This is a genomic window from Ignavibacterium sp., assembly GCA_032027145.1.
Taxonomy (GTDB): domain Bacteria; phylum Bacteroidota; class Ignavibacteria; order Ignavibacteriales; family Ignavibacteriaceae; genus IGN3.
In genome coordinates, this window is the sequence record JAVSMP010000001.1 from 1180905 (window position 1) to 1203686 (window position 22782).

At 33.6% G+C, this 22782-nt stretch carries 20 protein-coding genes; 9 read left to right on the plus strand and 11 right to left on the minus strand.

Annotated features, from left to right (window positions below; translation table 11 throughout):
• Positions 1-49: 49 nt before the first annotated feature.
• Positions 50-2740 (minus strand): M14 family zinc carboxypeptidase, encoded by a 2691-nt coding sequence (locus ROY99_04810; GenBank protein ID MDT3695691.1) that lies wholly within the window; start codon positions 2738-2740, stop codon positions 50-52.
• A gap of 143 nt (positions 2741-2883) precedes the next feature.
• Between ROY99_04810 and ROY99_04815 the strand changes: the two genes are divergently transcribed.
• Positions 2884-3234 carry a Spx/MgsR family RNA polymerase-binding regulatory protein gene (locus ROY99_04815; GenBank protein ID MDT3695692.1) on the plus strand — a complete coding sequence of 117 codons (351 nt, stop codon included), beginning with the start codon at positions 2884-2886 and terminating at the stop codon, positions 3232-3234.
• Between the two features lie 9 nt (positions 3235-3243).
• On the opposite strand, the gene ROY99_04820 is transcribed toward ROY99_04815, so the two are convergent.
• Complete coding sequence (locus tag ROY99_04820; protein ID MDT3695693.1) at positions 3244-4110, minus strand: polyphosphate kinase 2 family protein; 867 nt, start codon at positions 4108-4110, stop codon at positions 3244-3246.
• A gap of 322 nt (positions 4111-4432) precedes the next feature.
• Here ROY99_04820 and ROY99_04825 point away from each other — a divergent pair, with 322 nt between their 5' ends.
• The gene (locus ROY99_04825; protein MDT3695694.1) at positions 4433-5662 is read left to right on the plus strand and encodes a tetratricopeptide repeat protein; all 1230 of its coding nucleotides are present in this window, start codon (positions 4433-4435) and stop codon (positions 5660-5662) included.
• Positions 5663-5711: 49 nt separating this feature from the next.
• Here ROY99_04825 and ROY99_04830 read toward each other — a convergent pair whose 3' ends face one another.
• Positions 5712-6326 carry a Yip1 family protein gene (locus ROY99_04830; protein ID MDT3695695.1) on the minus strand — a complete coding sequence of 205 codons (615 nt, stop codon included), beginning with the start codon at positions 6324-6326 and terminating at the stop codon, positions 5712-5714.
• 51 nt (positions 6327-6377) lie between these two features.
• The gene (locus tag ROY99_04835; GenBank protein ID MDT3695696.1) at positions 6378-7010 is read right to left on the minus strand and encodes a hypothetical protein; all 633 of its coding nucleotides are present in this window, start codon (positions 7008-7010) and stop codon (positions 6378-6380) included.
• A gap of 224 nt (positions 7011-7234) precedes the next feature.
• Between ROY99_04835 and ROY99_04840 the strand changes: the two genes are divergently transcribed.
• From ROY99_04840 to ROY99_04855, 4 genes are all read left to right on the plus strand, one after another.
• Complete coding sequence (locus tag ROY99_04840) at positions 7235-7447, plus strand: hypothetical protein (GenBank protein ID MDT3695697.1); 213 nt, start codon at positions 7235-7237, stop codon at positions 7445-7447.
• 88 nt (positions 7448-7535) lie between these two features.
• Positions 7536-8114 (plus strand): isoprenylcysteine carboxylmethyltransferase family protein, encoded by a 579-nt coding sequence (locus ROY99_04845; GenBank protein ID MDT3695698.1) that lies wholly within the window; start codon positions 7536-7538, stop codon positions 8112-8114.
• An 8-nt stretch (positions 8115-8122) separates the two neighbouring features.
• On the plus strand, positions 8123-9652 hold the full coding sequence (locus ROY99_04850) for an N-acetylmuramoyl-L-alanine amidase (GenBank protein ID MDT3695699.1): 1530 nt from the start codon (positions 8123-8125) through the stop codon (positions 9650-9652).
• Positions 9653-9772: 120 nt separating this feature from the next.
• Complete coding sequence (locus tag ROY99_04855; protein ID MDT3695700.1) at positions 9773-11095, plus strand: hypothetical protein; 1323 nt, start codon at positions 9773-9775, stop codon at positions 11093-11095.
• Positions 11096-11097: 2 nt separating this feature from the next.
• Here ROY99_04855 and ROY99_04860 read toward each other — a convergent pair whose 3' ends face one another.
• The 5 genes from ROY99_04860 to ychF all read right to left on the minus strand — a co-directional run bounded on the left by ROY99_04860 (position 11098) and on the right by ychF (position 17472).
• On the minus strand, positions 11098-11559 hold the full coding sequence (locus ROY99_04860; GenBank protein ID MDT3695701.1) for a TPM domain-containing protein: 462 nt from the start codon (positions 11557-11559) through the stop codon (positions 11098-11100).
• A 256-nt stretch (positions 11560-11815) separates the two neighbouring features.
• Entirely contained in the window at positions 11816-12619 is an 804-nt protein-coding gene (locus tag ROY99_04865; protein MDT3695702.1) for a DUF4097 family beta strand repeat-containing protein, read from the minus strand.
• A gap of 163 nt (positions 12620-12782) precedes the next feature.
• Positions 12783-13163 carry a hypothetical protein gene (locus ROY99_04870; GenBank protein ID MDT3695703.1) on the minus strand — a complete coding sequence of 127 codons (381 nt, stop codon included), beginning with the start codon at positions 13161-13163 and terminating at the stop codon, positions 12783-12785.
• Complete coding sequence (locus ROY99_04875; protein MDT3695704.1) at positions 13153-16158, minus strand: PEP/pyruvate-binding domain-containing protein; 3006 nt, start codon at positions 16156-16158, stop codon at positions 13153-13155. Before ROY99_04875 ends, ROY99_04870 begins: the two co-directional genes overlap by 11 nt.
• Positions 16159-16389: 231 nt before the next feature.
• On the minus strand, positions 16390-17472 hold the full coding sequence (gene ychF, locus ROY99_04880; protein ID MDT3695705.1) for a redox-regulated ATPase YchF: 1083 nt from the start codon (positions 17470-17472) through the stop codon (positions 16390-16392).
• A gap of 394 nt (positions 17473-17866) precedes the next feature.
• Here ychF and ROY99_04885 point away from each other — a divergent pair, with 394 nt between their 5' ends.
• The 3 genes from ROY99_04885 to ROY99_04895 all read left to right on the plus strand — a co-directional run bounded on the left by ROY99_04885 (position 17867) and on the right by ROY99_04895 (position 20666).
• Positions 17867-19234: a TrpB-like pyridoxal phosphate-dependent enzyme gene (locus ROY99_04885; GenBank protein ID MDT3695706.1), complete on the plus strand. Its 1368-nt coding sequence runs from the start codon at positions 17867-17869 to the stop codon at positions 19232-19234.
• 137 nt (positions 19235-19371) lie between these two features.
• The gene (locus tag ROY99_04890; protein MDT3695707.1) at positions 19372-20175 is read left to right on the plus strand and encodes a M48 family metallopeptidase; all 804 of its coding nucleotides are present in this window, start codon (positions 19372-19374) and stop codon (positions 20173-20175) included.
• Between the two features lie 8 nt (positions 20176-20183).
• A complete protein-coding gene (locus ROY99_04895) occupies positions 20184-20666 on the plus strand; it encodes a DUF2721 domain-containing protein (protein ID MDT3695708.1) in 483 nt (160 codons plus the stop codon).
• 58 nt (positions 20667-20724) lie between these two features.
• On the opposite strand, the gene argF is transcribed toward ROY99_04895, so the two are convergent.
• Both argF and arcC read right to left on the minus strand, forming a co-directional pair.
• A complete protein-coding gene (gene argF / locus ROY99_04900; protein MDT3695709.1) occupies positions 20725-21657 on the minus strand; it encodes an ornithine carbamoyltransferase in 933 nt (310 codons plus the stop codon).
• Between the two features lie 73 nt (positions 21658-21730).
• Complete coding sequence (arcC, locus tag ROY99_04905) at positions 21731-22678, minus strand: carbamate kinase (protein MDT3695710.1); 948 nt, start codon at positions 22676-22678, stop codon at positions 21731-21733.
• Positions 22679-22782 lie beyond the last annotated feature (104 nt).

The window sequence follows — 22782 nt, forward strand, 5'->3', positions numbered from 1 at the left end:
AACAATAACTAAAATTTTTCAGAAACCTCTATTTAAAATCAGATCTATTTTACTTCATCAGGACCATCTTGCGTGTTGCTGTAAAATTGCCTGATTTAATTGTGTATAAATATACTCCCGAAGTTAGAGCAGAAGCATTGAATTTAATTGTATGCTTTCCGGCTTCCATAAAATCATTAACAAGTGTTGCCACTTCTGATCCGAGTATATTATAGATTTTTAATGTTACATTATCATATTTTGCAAGCGCAAAAGAAATTTCTGTTTCAGGATTAAATGGATTTGGGAAATTCTGTGAAAGAGAATATTCCTTAACAATACTAAAGTCAACCTCAACAGCATTAAATATTTTTACGCTTCCGTCAAAGTCAGTTTGTCTTAATCTGTAAAAAGATTTTCCTTCAACAGGATTCACATCAGTAAAGCTGTATGATGATCTCTCTGTTGTTGTTCCTTTTCCGGCAACAAATCCTATTTTTTGCCAGCCGGTATTATTATTAACAGATCTTCTTTCAATATCAAAACCCAGATTATTTGTTTCGGATGCTGTAATCCAGTTTAATAGAACATCATTGCTTTGCGGGATAGCAGTAAACAAGCTTAGCTCTACAGGCACAATTCCGTAAATAAGAATTCCAATATCATCAACATACCATCCATCTCTGTTAATTGAACCATCTGACTTTAGTTGAAATTGCAGTTTAACCTGATTGGAATTATAATTAGATAGATCCATCATTTCATTTACCCAGGTAGATTGTGTTCCGCTATAGACTGGCTGACCAGATGGTTGGAATGAACCGCTGCCGGATTTTGTATAATTTCCGGAAAGCGGAAAGAATGTACTTCCATTATTTGAGGAAACTTTAACCTGTCCATAATCCCATCCGGATTCTATATCGTATTTTGTCCAGAAAGATAATTTTGGGTAGTTGTTTGCACTAAGATCAATTGAGTTTTTTAACGTCATGGTTACAGTTGCACTGTTTGCATAATTTCCACTCTTACTATCTGTAAAAGATGTTGGAGCGGAGTGATAAGAAAGTGTTGTTGCTTCCCATTTCGGACTAGAAGTTGGTGCACTTGTAATATCCCATAATAATGCAGGATCATTTGTTGAATCAGCAAATGCTAAAACGGGTACACCTGTAATAAAACTTAATGTATCAATAAACATTGGTATTCCGGATGAATATATTGTCAAAAACATCTTAACCTGAATATCAGCTTGAATAGTTTCTCCAATAGTAAAAGCAAAATTCTGATTATTGGTTACTGTTGTTCTTGCAGGAACATTTCCAATATTGATTGTACCTGTAAGTACAGTGATAAGCGGGTTATCTGAACTAAGTGACAAAGTAATATCAGATGCGTTGCTTAATCCTTTGTTTTTCAACTTCGGAATAATCAGTTCAACATTATCTCCCGGATTAAAATACTGTTGTGTAAAATGTGAATTAACCGGCTGAACAAAATCACCGGCAACATAAGCATAATATATATTTGGCATTAAGTTCTCGATTGCTAACGGAAAAATTTCAGGTTGACTTGGCCAGAAACCTGTACTCCCAACTTCAGGAGTCATTGCAAATATTTTTCCGTGATTTAATACTGTATCACCATCATAGAAATAATCATCACTGTTACCGCGTGTAGGGTATCCAACTGTTTGCTGATCAGTTCCGTATTCGTAACCATTATAAGCTGTCATATCGCGGGCAAATTCGCGAAAGGTTGCTGAATCAGGAGTTTCCATCACTAATGCACCATAAGGATAAATTAATAAATTGCTGTAAGTATGATAATTAAGGGCATTTTTAATATATCGTGAAGCTAAAAATTCTTTAAGATTAGCTGTCTCCGGTTCAGAAAATGGAGCAGTTCCTCTGTATGTATCACTTGATGGTGATGTGCTTGATCCTCCGTTTGGTGCATTCCAATAAGCATAAGGTCCAAAATTTCTGTTAAGATCTACACCATAACTTCCGCCGTTATTCTTTCTGTTTTTTCTCCACATTCCACCGCCGCCTGGATTTGTACTTCTGTTATATTCATATCCGTCGGGGTTTAATACAGGAATAAAATACATTTCTCTGTTATTAACAAGGTATTGAATAGAAGGATTTGTACTATAATTTTCAAGCAGATAGTACATAAAATATATCATCTGCATCATACTTTGAGGTTCACGTGCATGTATAAGTGCTGTATAAAGTATTTCAGCTTCATCTTCATCAATATCCGGATTATCAGATATCTTAACCATATACATTGGTCTGTTTTCAATTGTGCTGCCGATTGAAGTTTTAGCAGTAATAAGGCTCGGATATTTTTGTCTCATACTATCAAGATGGGCAATAACTTCTGTAAGAGTGTAGAAACCACCCATCGAACCAAATCCAAAACCTTCAACTCCATATCTTTCTTTACTATCTTTAATGAACGAAGCTTTTTCAGATTCAGTAAGTGAAGGAAGTTTTGAGTAATAATCGAACCAGTCATCTATTAATACTTCGTAGCTGAAACTTGTCATCTGAAGTTTATGAAAATCATCCTCACTTAGAAAAACAGTAATTGCATTATCTTTTGTAAGGTAAGGATGGTCGAATTGCAAACCAATATTCTGAAGTTCTGCAATATCCTGCAAGGTTTGAATTTTAATTTTAACTTCTTTATAGTTTTGCGGCAGAGCAACGGTAATCAATAAAAATGAGAACAGAAGAACCAGTTGATATTTCATTTTGCACCTTTGAAGAAAATGATTTATTAGTAATTCTAAATTACAAGATATTTTTTTAATACTTTATATCTTTGTTAGAACATTTTTTTAAGTGATGATACTTAAAACCGCTATTTTTATAATTGTAAATTAAGGAGTTAATTATGAGTAAGATAACCGTTTATGAAAAGCCAACCTGTACTACTTGCAGAAGAGTAGCAAAAGCTTTTTCGGAACAAGGTATAGATTTTCAGAAAGTGAATTATTACATCAAACCATTCAGTAAACCGTTGTTAAAATCTTTACTGAAAAAGATGAATATGAAGCCTTTGGAATTACTTAGAACTAAAGATGAATCATATAAGAAATTGAAGAATACAATTGAAAAACTTTCTGATGATGAAGTTCTAAATCTTATGATAGAAAATCCTGACTTGATTCAAAGACCGATTGTTGAAAAAGGTGATAGGGCAATTCTTGCCAGACCGCCTGAAAGAATAAAAGAGCTTCTCTGAATAGTGAATTTATTCCTTTTCTTTAAGTAAGATCTCTTTGGATTTATTTAATTCAGTAAGCCAATCATCAGAAGGTTTGGGATATTCCAGTTTTAATTTTTCCAGAGTTTCAACAATTATTTCGCTTACAACTAATCGGGTAAACCACTTCTTATCAGCCGGAATTACATACCAGGGCGCAAAGTTCTTACTCGTGGCATTTATTGCATCCTCATAGGCTTTATGGTATTCGTTCCAAAACTTTCTTTCATTGATATCATCAGCAGAAAATTTCCAGTGCTTAGCCGGATCTTCAATTCTTTTTAGAAATCTTTTCTTTTGTTCGTCTTTAGAAACATTCAAAAAGAATTTTAGTACAATAGTTCCGTTTTCATGAAGATACTTCTCAAAATCATTTATTTGTTCATATCTTCTTTGCCAGATTTTATCATCCACAAGTTCAGACGGAATCTGTTGATTCTTTAGCAGATTATGAACCTTAACCACTAATACTTCTTCATAGTGTGATCTGTTAAAAATTCCGATTCTGCCTCTTTCAGGAAGTGCTTTATTAATTCTCCATAAATAACCGTGGTCCAGTTCTTCTTTAGATGGCTGTTTAAAAGAATAAACTTGTGTCCCTTGTGGATTAAGACCGCTCATTACGTGTTTTATCGTACTATCTTTTCCTGCAGCATCCATTGCTTGAAAAATAAGCAGCAACGAATACTTGTTTGAAGCATAAAGTTTATCCTGAAGTTTAGTCATTTTATCAATATTTTTCTTTAACAGTCCTTTTGCATCGTCTTTGGATTTAATACCAGAGGTGTCATTTGTGGGATAAGCAGAAAGTATAAAATTACTATTTGCTTTTATAAGATAATCTGATGTTTTCATTGTTTGTCCATTTTTATTAAAACTAACAAAATCTCAAAATTCTTTTACAAATTAAAAAAATTTAGCCTTAAGACTAAACAAACTTTGGTTTTATCCGATAATAGTAAGAATGATTTTTAGGGACTCAAACTAGTGCTGTTTGATAATGAGACGTTAAATATTTTTTACTATCGCAATAATTACACGCTAAAAATGACTGAAAAGTAAAAAAAAGGTGATAAAGATATGTTTTCAATCATTCAATATTAAAAAGATACTTGGCATAAGTGTTGTCAAAAATATATGGTTTTGTTAGCAAAATATTTAATTCCAATACATAGAAGTGACAGATAAAATTAATAAAAGTATATCAGAAATATTACCTGATTTTTTCAGCAAAAAACAGGTTGATGAGTTCGTTTACATCTTCAAAGCTTCATTAGAAAGTAAATCAGATACAGAGATATTTCAGCAGGAAAATTCACTTGATTTAAAAATTGAATCAGGACTAAGCTACAGATCGCAAATTGATCTATTGGTTACTTTTGCTGAAAATAAACTTGAGCGGGAAAAATTCCTTTCTTTACTTCTTTATTTAGCCCAGGCTTCAATTACTAATGGAGAGTTTTCGGCAGCAATAGATGTAAATGAAAAGATTATTAACCTTACCAAAGAAGACCGCAACATGACAAATCTTGCTGCAAATGCTCATCTTTTAATTGGTGAAATTTACAGCAGACAAGCAAGCTGGCAGAATTGTCTTGAAGCAATCAACATAGCAATCGGATTGTTCTCTTCAATAAATGATATTAAAGGCATTGCAAAGTGTGAGAATTTACTTGGAACTGTTTATGGCGATCTTGGTGATATTCAGAAAGCTGTTGAGAACTTTGAATCGGCACTTGAAAAATCAAATGACGAATTAAACTATACCCAAAAGGGAAAAATCGAAATTAATCTCGGTATTGTTAAAAGCATTAAAGGGCTTTTTGATGAAGCACTTGCCTATTTTAAAAGAGCACTTATTAATTACGAAAAAGTAAATGATAAAAAGCGGGTCGCTGAAATTCATCAGAATATTGGTATGGTATATTTTAAAAAAGGCGAATATAAACTCGCTCTTAATGAATTTGATGAAAGTCTTGCTCTCGGAATTGAAACAAACTATCAACAGCAGATTGGGATTGTATATCTTAGCAAAGCTTCAGTTTATTCAAGTTTAAATGATTATTCGCTTGCAAATGCTTTTGCCGATAAATCACTTGAAGTATCACATAAGCTAAATGATAAGCTTACAATTGCAGATGTTTATAAAATAAAGGGGATAATTCAGAAGAATGTTTCTAACTTTTTGCTCGCAGAAAATTATTTGTTAACCAGTATGCGATTGAATGATGAAGCAAGCAATCAGTTAAATCTTGCAGAAACATATCAGGAGTTAGGACTATTGTATAAACAGATGGATAAAGTTGAAGAAAGTAAGAAGTATTTAAATCTTGCAATGAAGTATTTTAAAGAAATCAATTCAGAAACAGATATAGCATCTATCCAAAAATTACTTGGTGATTTTTAAAAAATAATGCCTGCAATAAAACAGGCATTATTATTTAATAAAATTATTATCACTTACCGAAATCAAATCCCTTTAAACTTTCAAGACTTCCGAAACTTGGCAATGCAATTGCAGCAACTACCAGACCTATAACAAAATAAACTATTATCGCAATGATTATAACAACTATAAGATAACCTACAAGTTTATCCTGTGGTGTTTCTTTAACTATCTTTAATCCTAAGTACATCAGGTAAAGAGAGTACAAACCTAAAATCCCAAGAATTCCTAAAAATGGAATAATATTGAAAATTCCGGCTATCCAAAATGCAGTGTAGGAATATACGGCTACCTTTAATGATGCATCCATATTTTTTGTAGAACCGAAGGATGGTGCAAGAGCATCAATGATAAAGGCAATTAGATAAACCCCCGCAAGATTAAGAACATAATATAAAACTGCATAGATCAATCCGCTTGTAACCGGAATTTTAAATGATCCAAATGGACCCAAAGATACTCCGATTAATGATTGTCCGATAAAAGTTGCAACAACAGGAATCAGTGCAAGTATCAGCGCATACTTTGTAAAAAGATCAGAAGTTGTAGTTTGTTCATTCTTTATTACTTCCCATTCAGTTTTTGGTGTAATAAGAATATTTTTAGCACGTTCAACAAGATTCATATTTGTACTCCTATAATTATTTGTTTAATGCGTACCAGTGACTAATAATAATTACTGTTCGACTCCAAAATCTTTCCAGCTTTCAAGTTTACCAAAATCAATCATCTCTGCAGCAGCTTTAATTTCATTCATACTAACATTATTTCCATTTGCCTCCACTACAAATCTTTTAGCTACCAGAATATTTAACTCTCCATACTGACTCTGTTTATCGTATTTTTCGTAAGCTTTGTTTCCTTTGAAGGTTGTTGTTTTTTCATAACCAGTTTCATTTTCTTTATCAATATCAACCATATACCAGCCATACGCAGCCAAACCTGATAAGCCTGAAATGTTTCCTAAATCTGTAATCTTAAGATCAATTGACTTATTACCTTCTTCGTCAGAATAATCTGCATTTGCAGTTGAGATATTCATTCCCATTGTTCCAACTTTTTCGCCTTCAATATTGGTTCTCTTTAGATTTGCAATAGCTTCTGGTAATAATGCCTTTAACTCTCTAAAGTCCACAGGATTAACTTTTTTACCTTCTGTAAATCCTTCTGACACATCTTTCATTTTATCGGTAAACTCTTCAAGATCCTTGGATTTATTAGCAATTTCGTCTATCGGAGATTCTTTCTTTTCACCGCAGCTAAAAAAAAGTGATGTAAAGAAAATGAGCAAATAAATATTCTTTTTCATGATTACTCCTGTTAAATAATTAAATACTGTTTCAAAATTCATCAGACAAACCCATTGTTTGATTGGTATGGAAAACTAAGAAAAATACTTCATCATCACAATAAGATTATTTGTTTTAAATTGTTTAACAAGCAACAATTAACATTTTTAAAATGTAATCATTTAGTTATTTGTTGTTAAATTAAAGTTATTAAAAAAATATTTAATTTTCTTAAAGGATTTGTATGATAAGTAAAGAACTACTTAATATTTTATGTTGTCCGGAAACAAAAGCAGAGCTTATACTTGATAATAACACTTTAGTTTCTGTTGATAAAAACACCAGAAGAAGATACCGGATAGAAGACGATATCCCGATAATGCTGATTGATGAATCAGAGCAGCTTAGTTTAGAAGAATGGACTAAGATTATGAAAAAATATGGAAAAGAAACATAATCTTTAATCAGCAAGTCTTTAATAGAAATTAAAACTTTAAAAGAAATTTTTTTTTATCTGAACAGCTGAAAAATTAATTTATCTATATATGGATCCAATAAATATTATAATTGGTTTAAACATCATTGCTACTTTTAGTGCAAATATCGGAGCTGCAAAACAGGGTGTTAAAGAGAAGGTGGGTGTTTTTAAAGATAAACCCAATACTTATCTTCAGACATTACCGCTTTTATTATCAACGATAACCCTTGTTGTTCTAATTATTAGTCTATTTCAAGTCGGAACTTTGGAATACAAACAGGAAAACCAAATAACAAGAATATCAGGATTGGTTTTTTACCTGTTCTTTTCCTGGGTGCAAATATGGTCTGTTAAAGTGCTGGGTGAAAATTATTCACAGGATATTGCTATCAAAAAAGACCACAAATTAATTACTAATGGTCCATTTAAAATTGTAAGACATCCTCAATATCTGTCTCAGTTTTTAATGGATATCGGAGCTGCAGTTGCTACATTAAGTTTTATACTTGCACCGATTGCACTGATTCAGATCCCATTTTTATTTATGCGTGCGTCATTAGAAGATAAACTTCTTGAAAAGCATTTTGGTGAAAGTTTTAAGTATTTTAAAAAGAAGACAGGACAGATTTTTCCTTTTATCAGATAATGTTTGTGATGAAATATTTTCTATTCATTTTAATAATAATATTCTCTTACTTATCCTATGGGCAGGATGGTAATAATGTTTTAATTGTTACAAAAGATGGAATGAAAAATATTCCCGCTTATATAAGAGAAGGAACTGTTTATTTTTCTCTTAAAGATTTTGCGGATGCGCTAGCTATCAATTACTACTATAATGAAGATGTACAAAAAATCGAATTGAAATTTGATGGATATTCTTTAAAGGCTTCTGCAAAAAATCCATTCTTTGTATTAACGGAAAGAAATACAACTACACAAACCGTATTTCAGCTTCCAACATCAACATACCGTATAAATAATAAAGTATTTGTTCCGCTTAAATATAGTTTAAGTTCTTTATCGCTTGCTTACGGAAAAGATTTATCGTTTGAAGCTCCAAATAAAATTCTTATCGGTAAAGTAAAGGAAGAGATAACATCTACAGAAACAAAAGGCAATTTTAATATTACCGGAATTGTGCTGAATGAAAAAGCAAATGGAACTTTAATCAGAGTTAAATCCAATAAAAGAATTCCCTCTTATCATAGTGCCTTTAAAAATAATGTTCTTACGTTAATATTCAGAAAGGTTAATGTAGATGCAGCAGGAGTTAAGTTTATAGGTGAAGAAGGAGTAGTTAAGAAAATAGATGCAAAAAATGTTGGGAGTGATGCGGTTTTTGAAATAACAGTCAGTAAAGAATATACAACCAACGAAGTTATTAATATTGAAAACAGCAATGATCTTCAGATAACGATTCATAATAAGTTGTTTAAGAAAAATGAAACAGCTAACAGATTAAAAGATAAGTGGGAATTTGATGTAATTGTTATTGATGCGGGACACGGCGGTAAAGATGCTGGTGCAATCGGTGTAAATGGTGTAAAAGAAAAAGATATAAATCTTTCAATTGCTCTTAAACTCGGGAAGCTGATTGAGAAAAACATGAAAGATGTAAAAGTTATTTATACAAGAAAGACAGATACTTTTGTTGATCTTTACAAGCGTGGTAAAATTGCAAATGAAAATAATGGAAAACTTTTTATCTCAATTCATTGTAATTCAACTCCTAAAAAACCAACTGACGCAAATGGATTTGAAGTTTATCTGCTTCGCCCCGGCAGAACAAAGGAAGCTATTGCAATAGCTGAGTTTGAGAACAGTGTTATCCAGTATGAGGAAAACCCCAACCGATATGAAAAACTAACTGACGAAAATTTTATTCTCGTTAGTATGGCACATTCATCTTATATGAAATACTCAGAAAAATTTGCGGAGTATCTGCATAAAGAATTTGACAAGCACCCAAGCTTAAATTCACGAGGTGTAAAACAAGCAGGTTTTTATGTTTTGGTTGGTGCTTCAATGCCAAGTGTACTTATTGAAAGCGGATTCCTTTCCAACTCAAACGATGCAAAACATTTGAGTACTGATTCCGGACAGCAAAGATTTGCTGAATATGTCTTTAGCGGGATTAAAAAATACCGCGAGAGTTATGAGCTTGAAATGCAGAGTGAATAAAAAGACTCGATTTAATAATTTTATTATAGTCTATTTATTTAATGTAATTGAATTTTATCTCTGTTTAATACTCATTATATTATTTCGGAATTGTACAACAAATATTGATGGAAAATTTTCATGAAGATTTTTACCGGATTTATTATTGTTATCTCATCGGGCTGCTTTTTTATCTCCTGCCATAGTGAAGTAGTTTTTCCTGGCCCTGCTCTTGGATTAGGATTAAAAGCTCATACCTGTACTGAAGCATGGATTGAAATTCAAATTGGAAATAATGATAAGACTGATAATATTTATCTGAAAAAAGATGGTCAGATTATTAAAACAATAAGAATGGGTCAGTCGGACAGTGTTATTTATTTTGATGACTTAATGCCGAACACAAGTTACAAGTTTGATGCGTTAACCTATGTTGATGGAAAAGAGTTAAACAGCAATCCACTAATTTTTACAACGTTAGATACAACTAGTCATAACTTAATCTGGCAAACTTTTTCTTTTGGAGAGCATAGCAGCAGTGTGTTATATGAAGCAGCTATAATTAGTGAAAACAATATTTGGGCTGTTGGTGAAATCTATTTAAACGATTCACTTGGCAATCCAGATTTTGAGAAGTATAATGCTTTAAATTGGAATGGGTTGAGCTGGGATATGTATAGAATCCCATATACTTATCAAGGATCGGATTACAATCCGATTCAATCCGTTTGTGCTTTTAATGCTAATGATGTCTGGTTTGGCGGAAATGGTATTATTCATTGGAATGGTACGGAATTTAAACCGGTAACAATTCCAAGCAGTGTTTGGGATGGCTATAGAATAAAAAAAATTTGGGGAAAAAGCAGCGATGATTTATATATTGTGGGCATTAAAGGAAGCATTGCTTATTACAACGGTAATAGCTGGTCAAAAATTGAAAGCGGCACTACATCTAATCTTATTGATATCAGAGGTACACAAGATGGAAAAACAATTTGGGTTTGTGGTGTTAACAATGATCATGGAATTTCAACATTATTAAGAATTAAAAATGGTATTTCTCAAATAGTATTTGAAGGCTCGAGCAATACACGGAACAACGGATATTATGTGGGACCAGTAAGCAGTCTTTGGTGCGATAATGATTACAGAGTTTTTTTAATGAATTGGAGCGGAATTTGTTTACAAAGAAATTGTGATAAACTATTTTTAGAAAAACAGATTGCCACTTTTGGTAATTTAGGTTTGAGTATAGATGGTTCAGCTTATAATAATGTTTTTACTTGTGGTCAAAGGTTTATTGGTCACTGGAATGGAGTTAGTTTTGTAAAATACGAGGAACTATCAGCTTCGCTAAGAACACTTATGAGTATTAATACTAAATCTAATATCCTATGTTCAGTTGGTTTGGATTATAATGGACCAGTTTACTCTAAGGCAGCAATTATTTTAGGCAGGCAGTAAGATTAGTCAGAAACTCTTACTTCATTTGGCAATTCATTAATATCATCTGGCTTGATAGGGAAGTGTTGTGAAAGAATTTTTCCGGCTTGCTCAATTCCGTTGATTATTCCTTTACAATATTCCTCTTGCTTAAAACTGTTTTTTATATCTTCAGCTATTTCATCCCAAACAGATTGTTTAACTTTTTCATTAATTCCTTTATCCGCAAGTATGCAGAACTCTTTTGCTTTAAAGATTATAAATATCAGTATTCCTGTTGCCTCTGCTGTTTTACCAATCTTTGCTGATACAAATTCCTTTTCTGCAAGTCTTCTTACAGATTTTGTCCTTTCTGACCAGCTTCGCTTTTCTTTAATAGTAATTACAATCTCACCGGAGGTTTTCTTTTCAATCTCTCCAATTATTGTAGATATACTTTTCAGTTCTTCTTCACTTAAGTATTTATAGATAAAATTCTTTGACATTTTATATAATTCAAAATCTTCGTTTCAAAATTCAAAAGTATTAGGTTAAAATCAAATTGAAAAAATGGAAGAAAAAAAGACTTATTGAAGACAGAAAGAAAAGGAGTTCTATGGAAAAATTATTCGGAGGTTAAATGTTGAATAACAAGATATCAAAACTTTGTCTAACTATTATATGTTTTTAATTCACGTCACGCTTCGAATACTCTTAGCGTGACAGTTAAGATTATCTTTGAGACGATTTGAGATTAAAAAATTATTTTTTCAATACAGTGATATTACCACCTGAGGTTATCGCAACTAACGGATTTCCGCCTTTATTAATATTTGCATCAATTTTAGTATCACTAAGTTTTATAACTTCATTTAAAGTTAAATTACAATCAATGTCGCCGCCTGATGTTTTTAATTCTGCTTTAGCGTTAAAATCAGCCGGAAGTTTAATATCAATATCCCCGCCGCTTGTTTTTAATTCGATACCTTGATTGAAACCAGTGTATTCTAATTCAATATCTCCACCTGAAGTATTTGCATCAATCTTTGCATTATTGCAGAAAAGATTTATATCTCCGCCAGAAGTTCTGGCTGAGAAATTTCCCTCGAATCTATCGCCCCAGATATCACCACCGGATGTCTTTAATTTAATATCACCATTAACACCAGCTACTTTAATGTCTCCGCCGGAAGTATTTGCATAAACATTAAAACTGGAAGGAACTTTAATTTCAAACTTCAGATTAATACTAGAAAACCAGTTCCAGCCGCTTTTTCTTTCTGCTTCAATTGTTACCTCTTCAGATGTTGCATTAAAAGAAAAATCAAATTTTTCCTCAACATTTTTGTTACCAAGAACTTTAACATACACTTCAGCTTTGTTCCAGGGAGTAATTTGTATATCTCCGCTGCTTGTATTCAATAAAATCTTTTTGCCAGCCGCGATATTAAATGACTTTTCTTTGATCACTCTTTCATCACCATATCTTAAACTTGCAAAGGAGAAATTAAGAGCAGTGACACTCAATAGAATTATTGCTGTTATTGCTTTAATGTTGGATTTCATGTTTATCTCCTGATTTTTTTACTGATCAAAAGTAAGATTTAACAATTAGCAGAAGAACAAATTATTTGTAACCGGCAATATTATCTGACTAAAGGAAACAGGGACAGATAATTCAGATTGATATTATTGGCTGTTTTATTATCAGAAGAATTTGATATTAGATTTAATTATTTTCTTTCGTGATATCTGATGAAGAAACGAATCCAATAACCCCGTGAGTTAACAAGAAAAATGGAAGGATTAAAATAAATAAATCTTTAACAGGAGGCAGCTTTGATTGATAAGCAGGAATAAACTGAATACTAATGATAATCAGGATTAACATTATAAAAATAATACTTAAACTATTAGATAAAACTTTGTAAAATATTTTAAAATAAGCTTCAGGATTTTTGATTTCTTCTTTTTTCATTAAAACAGGGCGCAAGGCAATTAAAGCAAGCGCTGTTATTCCTTTAGGTCCCATCAATGCAATTGAAATAATTGTGGTAAAGCCGACAAATATTTCCATCAAAAACGCAAGGCGAAGATTCTTATATTTCATTAAATCTGACCCCGGGTTTATAAATTATTCCGCGGTTTTCATGTCCGTTCATCCTTACAGTAATTGGCTGATCAAATCTGAGATGTCTTGTATAAATCATCTCCTCTGAAGCGTTTTGTTCAGAGAGCCATTGCCAATCAATAAATGAATTGTTATCAGTATTCACAGTAAAATATCCAACCCTAAACGAAGTTAAGTTCTGAAAAAAGTGAGAGCCTTGTGATGGTTCAACGGCAAAATCTTTAAAGCTGGATTCCACAATAACCGAAGCACCAGATATTTGATCCCACTTTACCGGGATTCCGAGCCAAGGATCAAGCGTGCCCCATCTGCCGACTCCAAATAAAATATAAGGTCTTTTTTCAGAAAGAAGTTTTGCGTTCAACTTACTAATTTCCAAAACTACCTCGTTACTTTTTGCACGATTAAATTTTTCATAATCAACAACAATAATATCCATTAAGCCTGTAACAGCTCCATTGCCAAGCACCTGTGTGCTGTAACAAATTGTTTCATCTTTTTTTATTTCACCTATTACCAGTTCTTCACTTTCACGGCTAAGAATCATTGGTCTCATCTGAAGCATTGCAAACTCTTTCCTTTCGCCAGCAGGTACTTCCAGATTAACTGCAAATTCAATTTCGATCGGAGTGCCCATTCCCCATGAACCAAAATCAAGAAGCAGATCAAGAATTTCGGGTAAAGGAAAAAGTTTGTGCTTAAGTATTGGTGCAAATGTAACTACTCTTATACCATCGCGTGAAAGTCCATCAAAAACTGCTTCATCTTCAGATGAATAAGTTGAACCAACAGAGAATAAAGTTCCGTCTTTCTCAGAATCGGATAAATCATAACTTCTGACGAGCTGGTCTTCTATGCTTTCCGGATGATGCTCAAGTTTTTTGTTCAGATCAAGTGCATAGAATTTTTGCTGAGCAGTTTTTAATGTTTCCTTAGTTGAAAAAAACTGAAGCATGTGTTTTGGATATTTTGGACAAAACCTTATACAATTACCGCCATCAACAACTGTTTTTCCGAGACCAAGAGCTGCCTGTGCAATTCCATCACCTGGCTTTTGTGGTCCGGTTGGATAAAAATTATATGACTTTGCGACGCCTGCAAAATCCGGATAAAATCTCTCCTGTCGTTTTGCGCCAACTAATCTTTGCACTACCACAGCCATCTTTTCTTCTTCTAATCGGTATGGTGATGATTTTATATAATCCTTTGCTCTTAAATGAAAAGTTGAAGCATATACACTTTTTATTGATTGAAGCAATTCATCTAATCTAATCTCAATATCCGGATTGCTGTTGGGTATCATATAAGTTTCGTAAACTCCTGCAAACGGCAGAAACTGTGAATCTTCCAATAGACTTGATGAACGCACAGCAAGCGGGCAATGTGTTATCTCCAAAAACTCTCTAAGTTTATTTGTTATTTCTTCGGGAAAGATTTTTGAATCTACAAACTTTTGTGTTAAGGTTAAATCATCAATTTCTGTAATTGCAAAATTTTCGAGTTTGTTATCTGTGATAAAATGATCAAAGACATCTGTACCAATAACAATTGCCGAAGGTACGCTGATTTCCACCCCATCAAACTTATGCTTAAGGTTATAATTTGTAAGCAGTATATTTATAAAGCCCAGTCCTCTTGCTTTACCGCCTAATGAGCCTCCGCCAATTCTTGCGAAACTATTTTTGGTATCGAAAATATCTTTATTGAAATCCAGAATAATTCCGCTTTGCTGTAGTTTTCTGTACTCCTGAAGTGAAGTCAGCAGTCTGTCACGCAATCCTTGCACTGATCCAAAATCTGTAACTTTGTGAGGTCTTAATTCATGTGCAAGATAAAATTCAGTTCTTGCTTTGAGCCATTTAGAAAAATGATTTCTTGAGGCATGGTAAACAAGACTTTCATCCGGAATTCGTTTCAACGCTTCTTCTAACTGTGATAAATTTGAAGCTCTGAAAACTTCCTTTCCATCATTGTTTATAAAAATAAAATCACCAAAACCAAAATTTTGAAGCATGAACTCTCTTAATTCCTGAAGTAATCTTGGTGAGTTTTTGTGGACGAATGCCGCATCTATCTGATAGGCTTTTTCGCGGAAGCTGTCATCGCTTGATTGAAGTAAAATCGGTATGTCCTTATGCTGTGCTTTTACTGCACGGGCAAATTTAATTCCAGCTTCAGGATCTTTAACTCCGTTATGCTTAAAATTTATATCGAGAATTAAACCAAGTACGTCTTGTTGATATTTTTCATAATACGACCATGCATCTTCGTAATTTGTGCAAAGTAAAATTTTAGGACGTGCACGCATACGCAAAAATTTATGTGTAAGATTTATGCCTTCTTTTATCAGCCGCTGTGATTGTTTAAATACTTCTGTATAAATTATCGGAAGGTAAGATGAATAAAATTTTATATTATCTTCCACTACGATTATCGATTGAACCCCTATATTTTTTGTATCGTTTTCAACATTGACTCTATCCTCGATATATTTAACAATTCCTATTAATAAACGGTAATCGCCGTTCCAGATAAAAATTCGTTCAAAAATCGAAGTATCATAATTAGTTGTTAATTCTTTTCTTTCACGGTTATCATAAGCAAGCAAAACAATCGGCAGGTTTATGCCTGATTTTCTAACCATTCTTGCAAACTTTACAACGTGCATATCCTCTATATGTAAAGTAGTAATTATAAGATCAAACGTATTTTCGGTACTAAGCATTTCCAAAGCTTCTTCACCTGTGGTAACATGGATAAGTTCAGGTGCAAAACTCAAGTTAAGAGATTGATATTCTTCCCGCACCAATTCATAAAGTCGTCCATCTTCTTCAAACAAGTAATTATCATAAATGCTGGAAACTAAAAGAATCTCGCGGATTTTATACCGCATTAGCTTCTGGAATTTTTTTACTCTCGAATTTAATACATCTTCAAAACTGTGCTGTTTAACTTTAGATGATCTGTTCTCCATAATACTTTCGGATGAGAATGTTTAATTGATAACTAAAATATAATAATTAGTTAATTAGAATTCAGTAACACTTTATTGAAATACTATAATAAGAGTATAAAGAAAAATTGTTGATAAATTCATCCCGAACTGTTTTTGAAATCATAACAACAAGATTCTGAAATATTCCGCCTTAACAGACAGAATGATATCCCTTGCTTTTTTCTGATAATAGTATTTGATGGACTAAGTTTAACTATGTCTTACAGAAATTATATCGCCATCTTTAACAACATAATCTTTTCCTTCAAGCCGCCACTTGCCGATGTCCTTTGCTTTTGCAAACGAGCCTGCTTCAACAAAATCATCGTAGTGCACAACTTCTGCACGGATAAACTTTTTATAAAAATCTGTATGGATTTCTCCTGCGGCTTCTTGTGCAGTCATTCCTTTTTTTATCGTCCAGGCACGGCACTCGTCTTCACCAACAGTTAAAAATGATTGCAAACCAAGCAGATCATAAGCTTCTCTGATCAGCTTATTCAGAGCAGATTCTGTAATTCCATAATCACTCATAAAGACCAGTGCATCTTCATCAGAAAGATCCGCCATTTCTTTTTCAATCTGCCCAAAGAATGATAGCGCTTTTGTGTTATGCCCGAGCTTATGTTTTACAAGTTCGTTCATATATTTTTCTGTATCGTTTACCTGACTTTCACCAAAGTTTAAAGCAATCAGCATAGGCTTGATGGACAAAAGCTGGTAAGTTTTTAATATCAGCAGATCTTCTTTGGGAAAATGATGATCACGCAAAGGTTTTTCTTCCTGCAAAAGTTCGTTGCACTTTTCAAGCACCGGGACTTCACGCTTTAATTTTTCATCCTGAGTTTTCAGGATTTGCTTTTTAATCGTTTCAAGTCTTTTCTCAACAATTGCCAGATCGGATAAAATAAATTCGGTTTCAAATGAATTAATATCGCGCATCATATTTATAGAACCATCAGGATGAGGAACAGCATCGTTATCAAATAATCTTACAACCTGAACCAGTGCATCATTTGTTTTAACTTTTGCTAAAAAATTTCCTGTAAACTGTGTGGAGCCTGAATCACCTTTTTGCAGACCGACAACATCAACAAATTCAATTATGGCATTAACTTTTTTCTTTGGGTTAAACATCTCGGTTAATTTATCTAATCGTGTATCAGGTACTTTTACAACAGCCTGATGAGATTCTGATTTTGCCAATTCAGATGGATCGAAATGTGTTTTTGTTATTGTTTGAAAGAGAGTTGATTTTCCTGTAAACGGCAATCCAACAATTCCTATTTGCATTTATTCCTCTTAGTTCTTTTTTCTTAATGATTATATGCAAATATACAAAGATTCTCTGCTTAGTTTTGTTTAACCTTTGTTCTCTGATGTCGTGATGAGCCTGTCCGGGTGTAACTTTTACTTTGAATGTCAGTCTTCGATAAGTTTAGACTGACAAATTAAATTGCTCTTCGTCTTTCTTGACATTCAAAATATCAAATTTTATCTTGCGGTAGAAATTAAAACAATAAAATCTTGAACAAAGAACTTACATATAACAACTTTTCATTTACTGCTAATCATACCTGGCCTTGGCGCCGCTAATCTTTTACATACTCTAAAAATCCGTTACATTTTTTAACACTTAGTTAACACTAATTATCTATTCAATAATTTATTATATAAGGAGTGCTCTATGAGTGCATCAAAAAAGATTCTGTTAGATGAATCCGAAATACCGCAAAACTATTACAACATTCAGGCTGATATGCCTAATCCAATGCTTCCGCCGCTACATCCCGGAACAAAGCAGCCAATTGGTCCGCAGGATCTTGCTGCATTATTTCCAATGGAATTAATTAAACAGGAAGTATCACAGGAAAGATATATTGAAATTCCGGATGAGATAAGAAAAATTTATAAACTTTATCGCCCAACTCCGCTTTACCGTGCTTTTGAATTAGAAAAAGCATTAGACACACCAGCCAAAATTTATTATAAGTATGAAGGTGTAAGTCCTGCAGGATCACACAAACCAAATACTGCGATTGCTCAGGCATATTATAACAAGCAGGAAGGTATCAAAGGGTTGACAACCGAAACTGGTGCAGGGCAATGGGGCAGTGCATTAAGTTTTGCTTGCCACAAGTTTGGATTAAGCTGCGAAATATATATGGTAAAGATAAGTTATGATCAGAAACCTTACAGAAAAGTTATGATGAATACGTGGGGCGCTACTGTAATTGCCTCACCAAGCAGGAATACAAATTCAGGCAGATCAATTTTAGAACAAGATCCAAATTCTCCCGGCAGCTTAGGTATTGCAATTTCTGAAGCAGTCGAGAGAGCTGCATCCACTGAAGGGATAAATTATGCTTTGGGTAGTGTGCTGAATCATGTTCTGCTTCATCAAACTATAATTGGGCAGGAGGCAATAAAGCAATTAGAGATGACAGGAGATTTTCCGGATATTGTTGTTGCACCGTTTGGCGGCGGGTCAAACTTCGCAGGAATCGCTTTTCCATTCTTGCGATATAATTTTCAGGAAGGAAAAAATGTTCGCTGTATTGCTGTTGAACCTGCATCCTGTCCTAAACTTACAAAGGGAGAATTCAGATATGACTTTGGCGATACAGTTGGATTAACTCCGCTTATTCCAATGTACACACTCGGTCATACATTCGTTCCGGAACCAATTCACGCTGGCGGATTAAGATATCACGGAGCTGGTGCAATTATAAGTCAGCTATTAAAAGATAAACTGATTGAAGCATCTGCTATTCCGCAATTAGAATGTTTTGAAGCAGGAGTTAAGTTTGCTCAGACCGAAGGAATCATTCCTGCACCAGAAGCTACACACGGAATTGCTCAAGTTATCCGCGAAGCACAAAAAGCTAAGGTTGAAGGAAAACAAAAAACTATTTTATTTAATCTTTGCGGACACGGTTACTTTGATATGGGGGCTTATCAGGCTTACTTTAATGGGGAATTAGTTGATCACGAATTAACAGAAGAAGAACTTTATTCTGCATTACGAGAATTAGATACACCGGTTTCTGTTTAGTTATTATTTTATAGATGACATCTTTTAAAAAGATGTCATCTTTCTATTAAATATTTATACTTTATTTAGTCACGCTTTCCTTCCTTAATATTTTATATATTTCGTCATACAAAAACGATAACATTTATGAGGGCAAAATGAAAATACTTAAAATATTTGCACCAATAATCTTGCTTGCACTTACTGTTTACTATTGCAGTACTGTTCCAATTACCGGGAGATCTCAGTTAAATCTTATTTCATCAAATGAAATGAATGCAATGAGTTTTCAGCAGTATGATGAATTTTTAAAACAGAATAAACTCAGTTCGAATAAAAGCGATGTTGATATGGTTAAAAGGATCGGGGCAAAAATTCAAAAATCTGTTGAAACTTATTTTGCCCAGCATAATTTGTCTAATGAACTTGATGGTTATCAGTGGGAATTTAATCTTGTTGAAAGCAATGAAATAAATGCCTGGTGTATGCCCGGTGGAAAAGTAGTTGTTTATACAGGTATTCTGCCGGTTGCAAAAGATGAAACTGGTTTAGCGGTTGTGATGGGACACGAAATTGCTCATGCTGTTGCTCAGCACGGGAATGAAAGAATGAGTCAGGGATTGTTGCAGCAGCTTGGCGGTGTAGCGTTAGCAATTGCATTAAAGGATCAGCCTGAAACAACTCAAAATATTTTTATGGCGGCTTATGGAATCGGAAGTACAGTCGGTATAATGCTTCCTTTCAGCAGAACACACGAAAGTGAAGCTGACCATCTGGGGCTGATATTTATGGCAATGGCAGGATACAATCCAAACGCAGCTGTTGATTTCTGGACAAGAATGGCTGCTAACAGTCATGGTACGCCACCAGAATGGCTGAGTACACACCCTTCAAACGAAACAAGAATTGCTGATATTAAAAAACTTTTACCCGAAGCTTTAAAATATTATAATCCAAATTAGTTTATCAGATGATACCCAATATTAATTCAATAGTTGAGATAATTCAGCTAATGCTTGCACCGGGAATAATGATTTCTGCGTGCGGACTTTTACTGCTTGGTATGAACAACAAGTACTCACTTGTTGTAAACAGAATAAGATTACTTAATGAAGAAAGAAGAAAGACTATTCACAGATCTGATAATTCGGATTTTAAACCTTATGAAAATCTCCGCTTGGAAAGCATATCAGTTCAGATTTCTAAATTAGTTTACAGAGTTAGTATTGTCAGAAATGCCTTTTTATGTTATACAATAGCCGTTGCACTGTTTGTTCTTACATCGCTTTCTATTGGTGTTGGTTTTTTGTTTGATATTACAAAATTAAATTCACTTATAACTGTTGAATTTCTGCTTGGGATGCTCTCGGTATTATTTGGAGTTATTTTTGCAGCTTATGAAACTTATAAAGGTTACGAGATAGTAAATTTTGAAGTTAAGATTGATGAGTAAGTTTTATTAACCCAATTCTTAAAAAAGAATTGGGTTAATAGTTAAAACCTTTGGAAGCTTACATAATTAAAATCATTATCGCCTTCTGCACGTGCAATCTGTTTTCTGCTTCGTCAAAAATTACAGAATTTGGTGAATCAGCAACCTCGTTTACTACTTCATCGCCACGATGCGCCGGTAAACAGTGCATAAATAAATAATCTTCTTTAGCGTGTTTAATCAACTTTGGATTTACCTGATATTTCATAAATTTCTTTCTGCGTTCAGCAGCTTCAGATTCCTGGCCCATACTTGCCCAAACATCTGTATAAACAATATCAGCATTTTTAACTGCTGCAACAGGATCTTCTAGAATTTCGATTTTACTGCCCATATATTTGGCAGACTTTTTAGCATTATCAACAATTTCTTTATTTGGTTTGTAACCGGAAGGAGAAGCAATTGCTATATTCATTCCTACCTTTGAACAGCCATTTAACAGACTGTGAGCCATATTGTTACCATCACCAATATAGGCGAGTTTTAATCCCTGCAGTTTGCGTTTCTTTTCTAAAATAGTAAATAAATCAGTTAGAACCTGACATGGATGAAGAAGATCTGTTAAGCCATTAATAACTGGAATGCTTGCATACTTTGCCAATTCTATAACATCTTCATGTGCAAAAGTACGGATCATAATTCCGCTTAAATATCTTGACAAAACGCGGGCGGTATCTGCAACGCTTTCACTTGTTCCAAGCTGAAGATCATTTGGTCCAAAGTACATCCCGATCCCGCCGAGTTGATAAATACCTACTTCGAAAGAAACCCTTGTTCTTGTTGAGCGCTTTGTAAAAATCATTCCAAGAGTTTTTCCTTCCAGCAAGCGATGCGGCTCTCCGGAATACAGTTTTTCTTTTAATGATTTGCTCACATCAAAAATTTCATAAATTTCTTCAAGGGTTAGATCAGCAATAGAGATTAGATCTTTGCCCTTCATATTAATTGCCATAAGTACTCCATTTTATTTTTTGATTTAAATTCACTGATAAATTAAAATTCAGATATTAAAAACTCAGAACTAACTATTTGCTGTTTACAACCCGCGTTCCGCAATTATGGTTTCCAAGCATAGTAGAGTCGGTAATGACTGTCTCTTTTCCGCCATTCTTAACAAAATGAATTGCGGCAAGGATTTTCGGTCCCATACTTCCATCAGGAAATTCCCCATTATCATAATATCTCTGTGCTTCATCAGCGGTAACGATATCAAGAGCCTGCTGATCTGGTTTATGAAATTTTAAATAAACTTTCGAAACATCTGTAAGGATATAAAAAGCTTCTGCACCAATTTCTTCTGCAAGCAGTGCTGATGCATAGTCTTTATCAATTACAGCCTCGACACCGTAAAGTTTTTTATCTTTTCCAAGATAAACAGGAACACCGCCTCCTCCGGAAGCAATAACAATATTACCTTTATCAACAAGGCTTTTAATAACTTTTCTGTTCAGTACATCAATTGGTTTAGGTGAAGGAACAACTCTTCTCCATCCGCGTTTCCTTGGGTCTTCCTTAAAAACAAAATTGTTTGCCCTTGCTAAAAGTTCAGCTTCTTCTTTCAGATAAAATGCACCTACCGGCTTTGTTGGATTTGAAAAAGCAGGATCATCTTGGTCAACCAAAACCTGTGTTACTACCGTAATAACATTTTTTTTGATTTTGTGTTCACGTAAGATATTAATCATCTGTCTTTCAATCATATAGCCAATTCCGCCTTGTGAATCGGCTACACAAATATCAAGTGGCATTTTGGGTATTTTATAACTGTTATAACCTGCTTCATTGCGAAGCATGATATTACCGACCTGCGGTCCGTTACCGTGAGTAATTACAATATTATAATCTTCCCTGATAAGATTAATTAGATTTATGCAAGTGTTATAAGTGTTTTTTTCCTGTTGCTGGATAGTGCCAATTTCATCTCCCCTGAGAAGTGCGTTTCCTCCAAGAGCAACAACAGCAGTTTTTTTCATAAAGAACTTTTTAGATAGCTTTATTTACAAAGTATTTTAAAATTGATGTGTTAACTTAAACAAGGTAAATTTCAAATAAAAAATAATTTGTTTTTTTGCATTTA

What these genes read in the sequence shown, in the direction of transcription:
- ROY99_04835 (MDT3695696.1), bottom strand. Translation starts at nt 7,010, where the DNA reads ATGAAAAAGAATATTTATTTGCTCATTTTCTTTACATCACTTTTTTTT.
- ROY99_04865 (MDT3695702.1), bottom strand. Translation starts at nt 12,619, where the DNA reads ATGAAATCCAACATTAAAGCAATAACAGCAATAATTCTATTGAGTGTC.
- ROY99_04870 (MDT3695703.1), bottom strand. Translation starts at nt 13,163, where the DNA reads ATGAAATATAAGAATCTTCGCCTTGCGTTTTTGATGGAAATATTTGTC.
- ROY99_04840 (MDT3695697.1), top strand. Translation starts at nt 7,235, where the DNA reads ATGATAAGTAAAGAACTACTTAATATTTTATGTTGTCCGGAAACAAAA.
- arcC (MDT3695710.1), bottom strand. Translation starts at nt 22,678, where the DNA reads ATGAAAAAAACTGCTGTTGTTGCTCTTGGAGGAAACGCACTTCTCAGG.
- ROY99_04895 (MDT3695708.1), top strand. Translation starts at nt 20,184, where the DNA reads ATGATACCCAATATTAATTCAATAGTTGAGATAATTCAGCTAATGCTT.
- ROY99_04875 (MDT3695704.1), bottom strand. Translation starts at nt 16,158, where the DNA reads ATGGAGAACAGATCATCTAAAGTTAAACAGCACAGTTTTGAAGATGTA.
- ROY99_04855 (MDT3695700.1), top strand. Translation starts at nt 9,773, where the DNA reads ATGAAGATTTTTACCGGATTTATTATTGTTATCTCATCGGGCTGCTTT.
- ychF (MDT3695705.1), bottom strand. Translation starts at nt 17,472, where the DNA reads ATGCAAATAGGAATTGTTGGATTGCCGTTTACAGGAAAATCAACTCTC.
- ROY99_04885 (MDT3695706.1), top strand. Translation starts at nt 17,867, where the DNA reads ATGAGTGCATCAAAAAAGATTCTGTTAGATGAATCCGAAATACCGCAA.
- argF (MDT3695709.1), bottom strand. Translation starts at nt 21,657, where the DNA reads ATGGCAATTAATATGAAGGGCAAAGATCTAATCTCTATTGCTGATCTA.
- ROY99_04810 (MDT3695691.1), bottom strand. Translation starts at nt 2,740, where the DNA reads ATGAAATATCAACTGGTTCTTCTGTTCTCATTTTTATTGATTACCGTT.
- ROY99_04845 (MDT3695698.1), top strand. Translation starts at nt 7,536, where the DNA reads ATGGATCCAATAAATATTATAATTGGTTTAAACATCATTGCTACTTTT.
- ROY99_04830 (MDT3695695.1), bottom strand. Translation starts at nt 6,326, where the DNA reads ATGAATCTTGTTGAACGTGCTAAAAATATTCTTATTACACCAAAAACT.
- ROY99_04850 (MDT3695699.1), top strand. Translation starts at nt 8,123, where the DNA reads ATGAAATATTTTCTATTCATTTTAATAATAATATTCTCTTACTTATCC.
- ROY99_04890 (MDT3695707.1), top strand. Translation starts at nt 19,372, where the DNA reads ATGAAAATACTTAAAATATTTGCACCAATAATCTTGCTTGCACTTACT.
- ROY99_04860 (MDT3695701.1), bottom strand. Translation starts at nt 11,559, where the DNA reads ATGTCAAAGAATTTTATCTATAAATACTTAAGTGAAGAAGAACTGAAA.
- ROY99_04815 (MDT3695692.1), top strand. Translation starts at nt 2,884, where the DNA reads ATGAGTAAGATAACCGTTTATGAAAAGCCAACCTGTACTACTTGCAGA.
- ROY99_04820 (MDT3695693.1), bottom strand. Translation starts at nt 4,110, where the DNA reads ATGAAAACATCAGATTATCTTATAAAAGCAAATAGTAATTTTATACTT.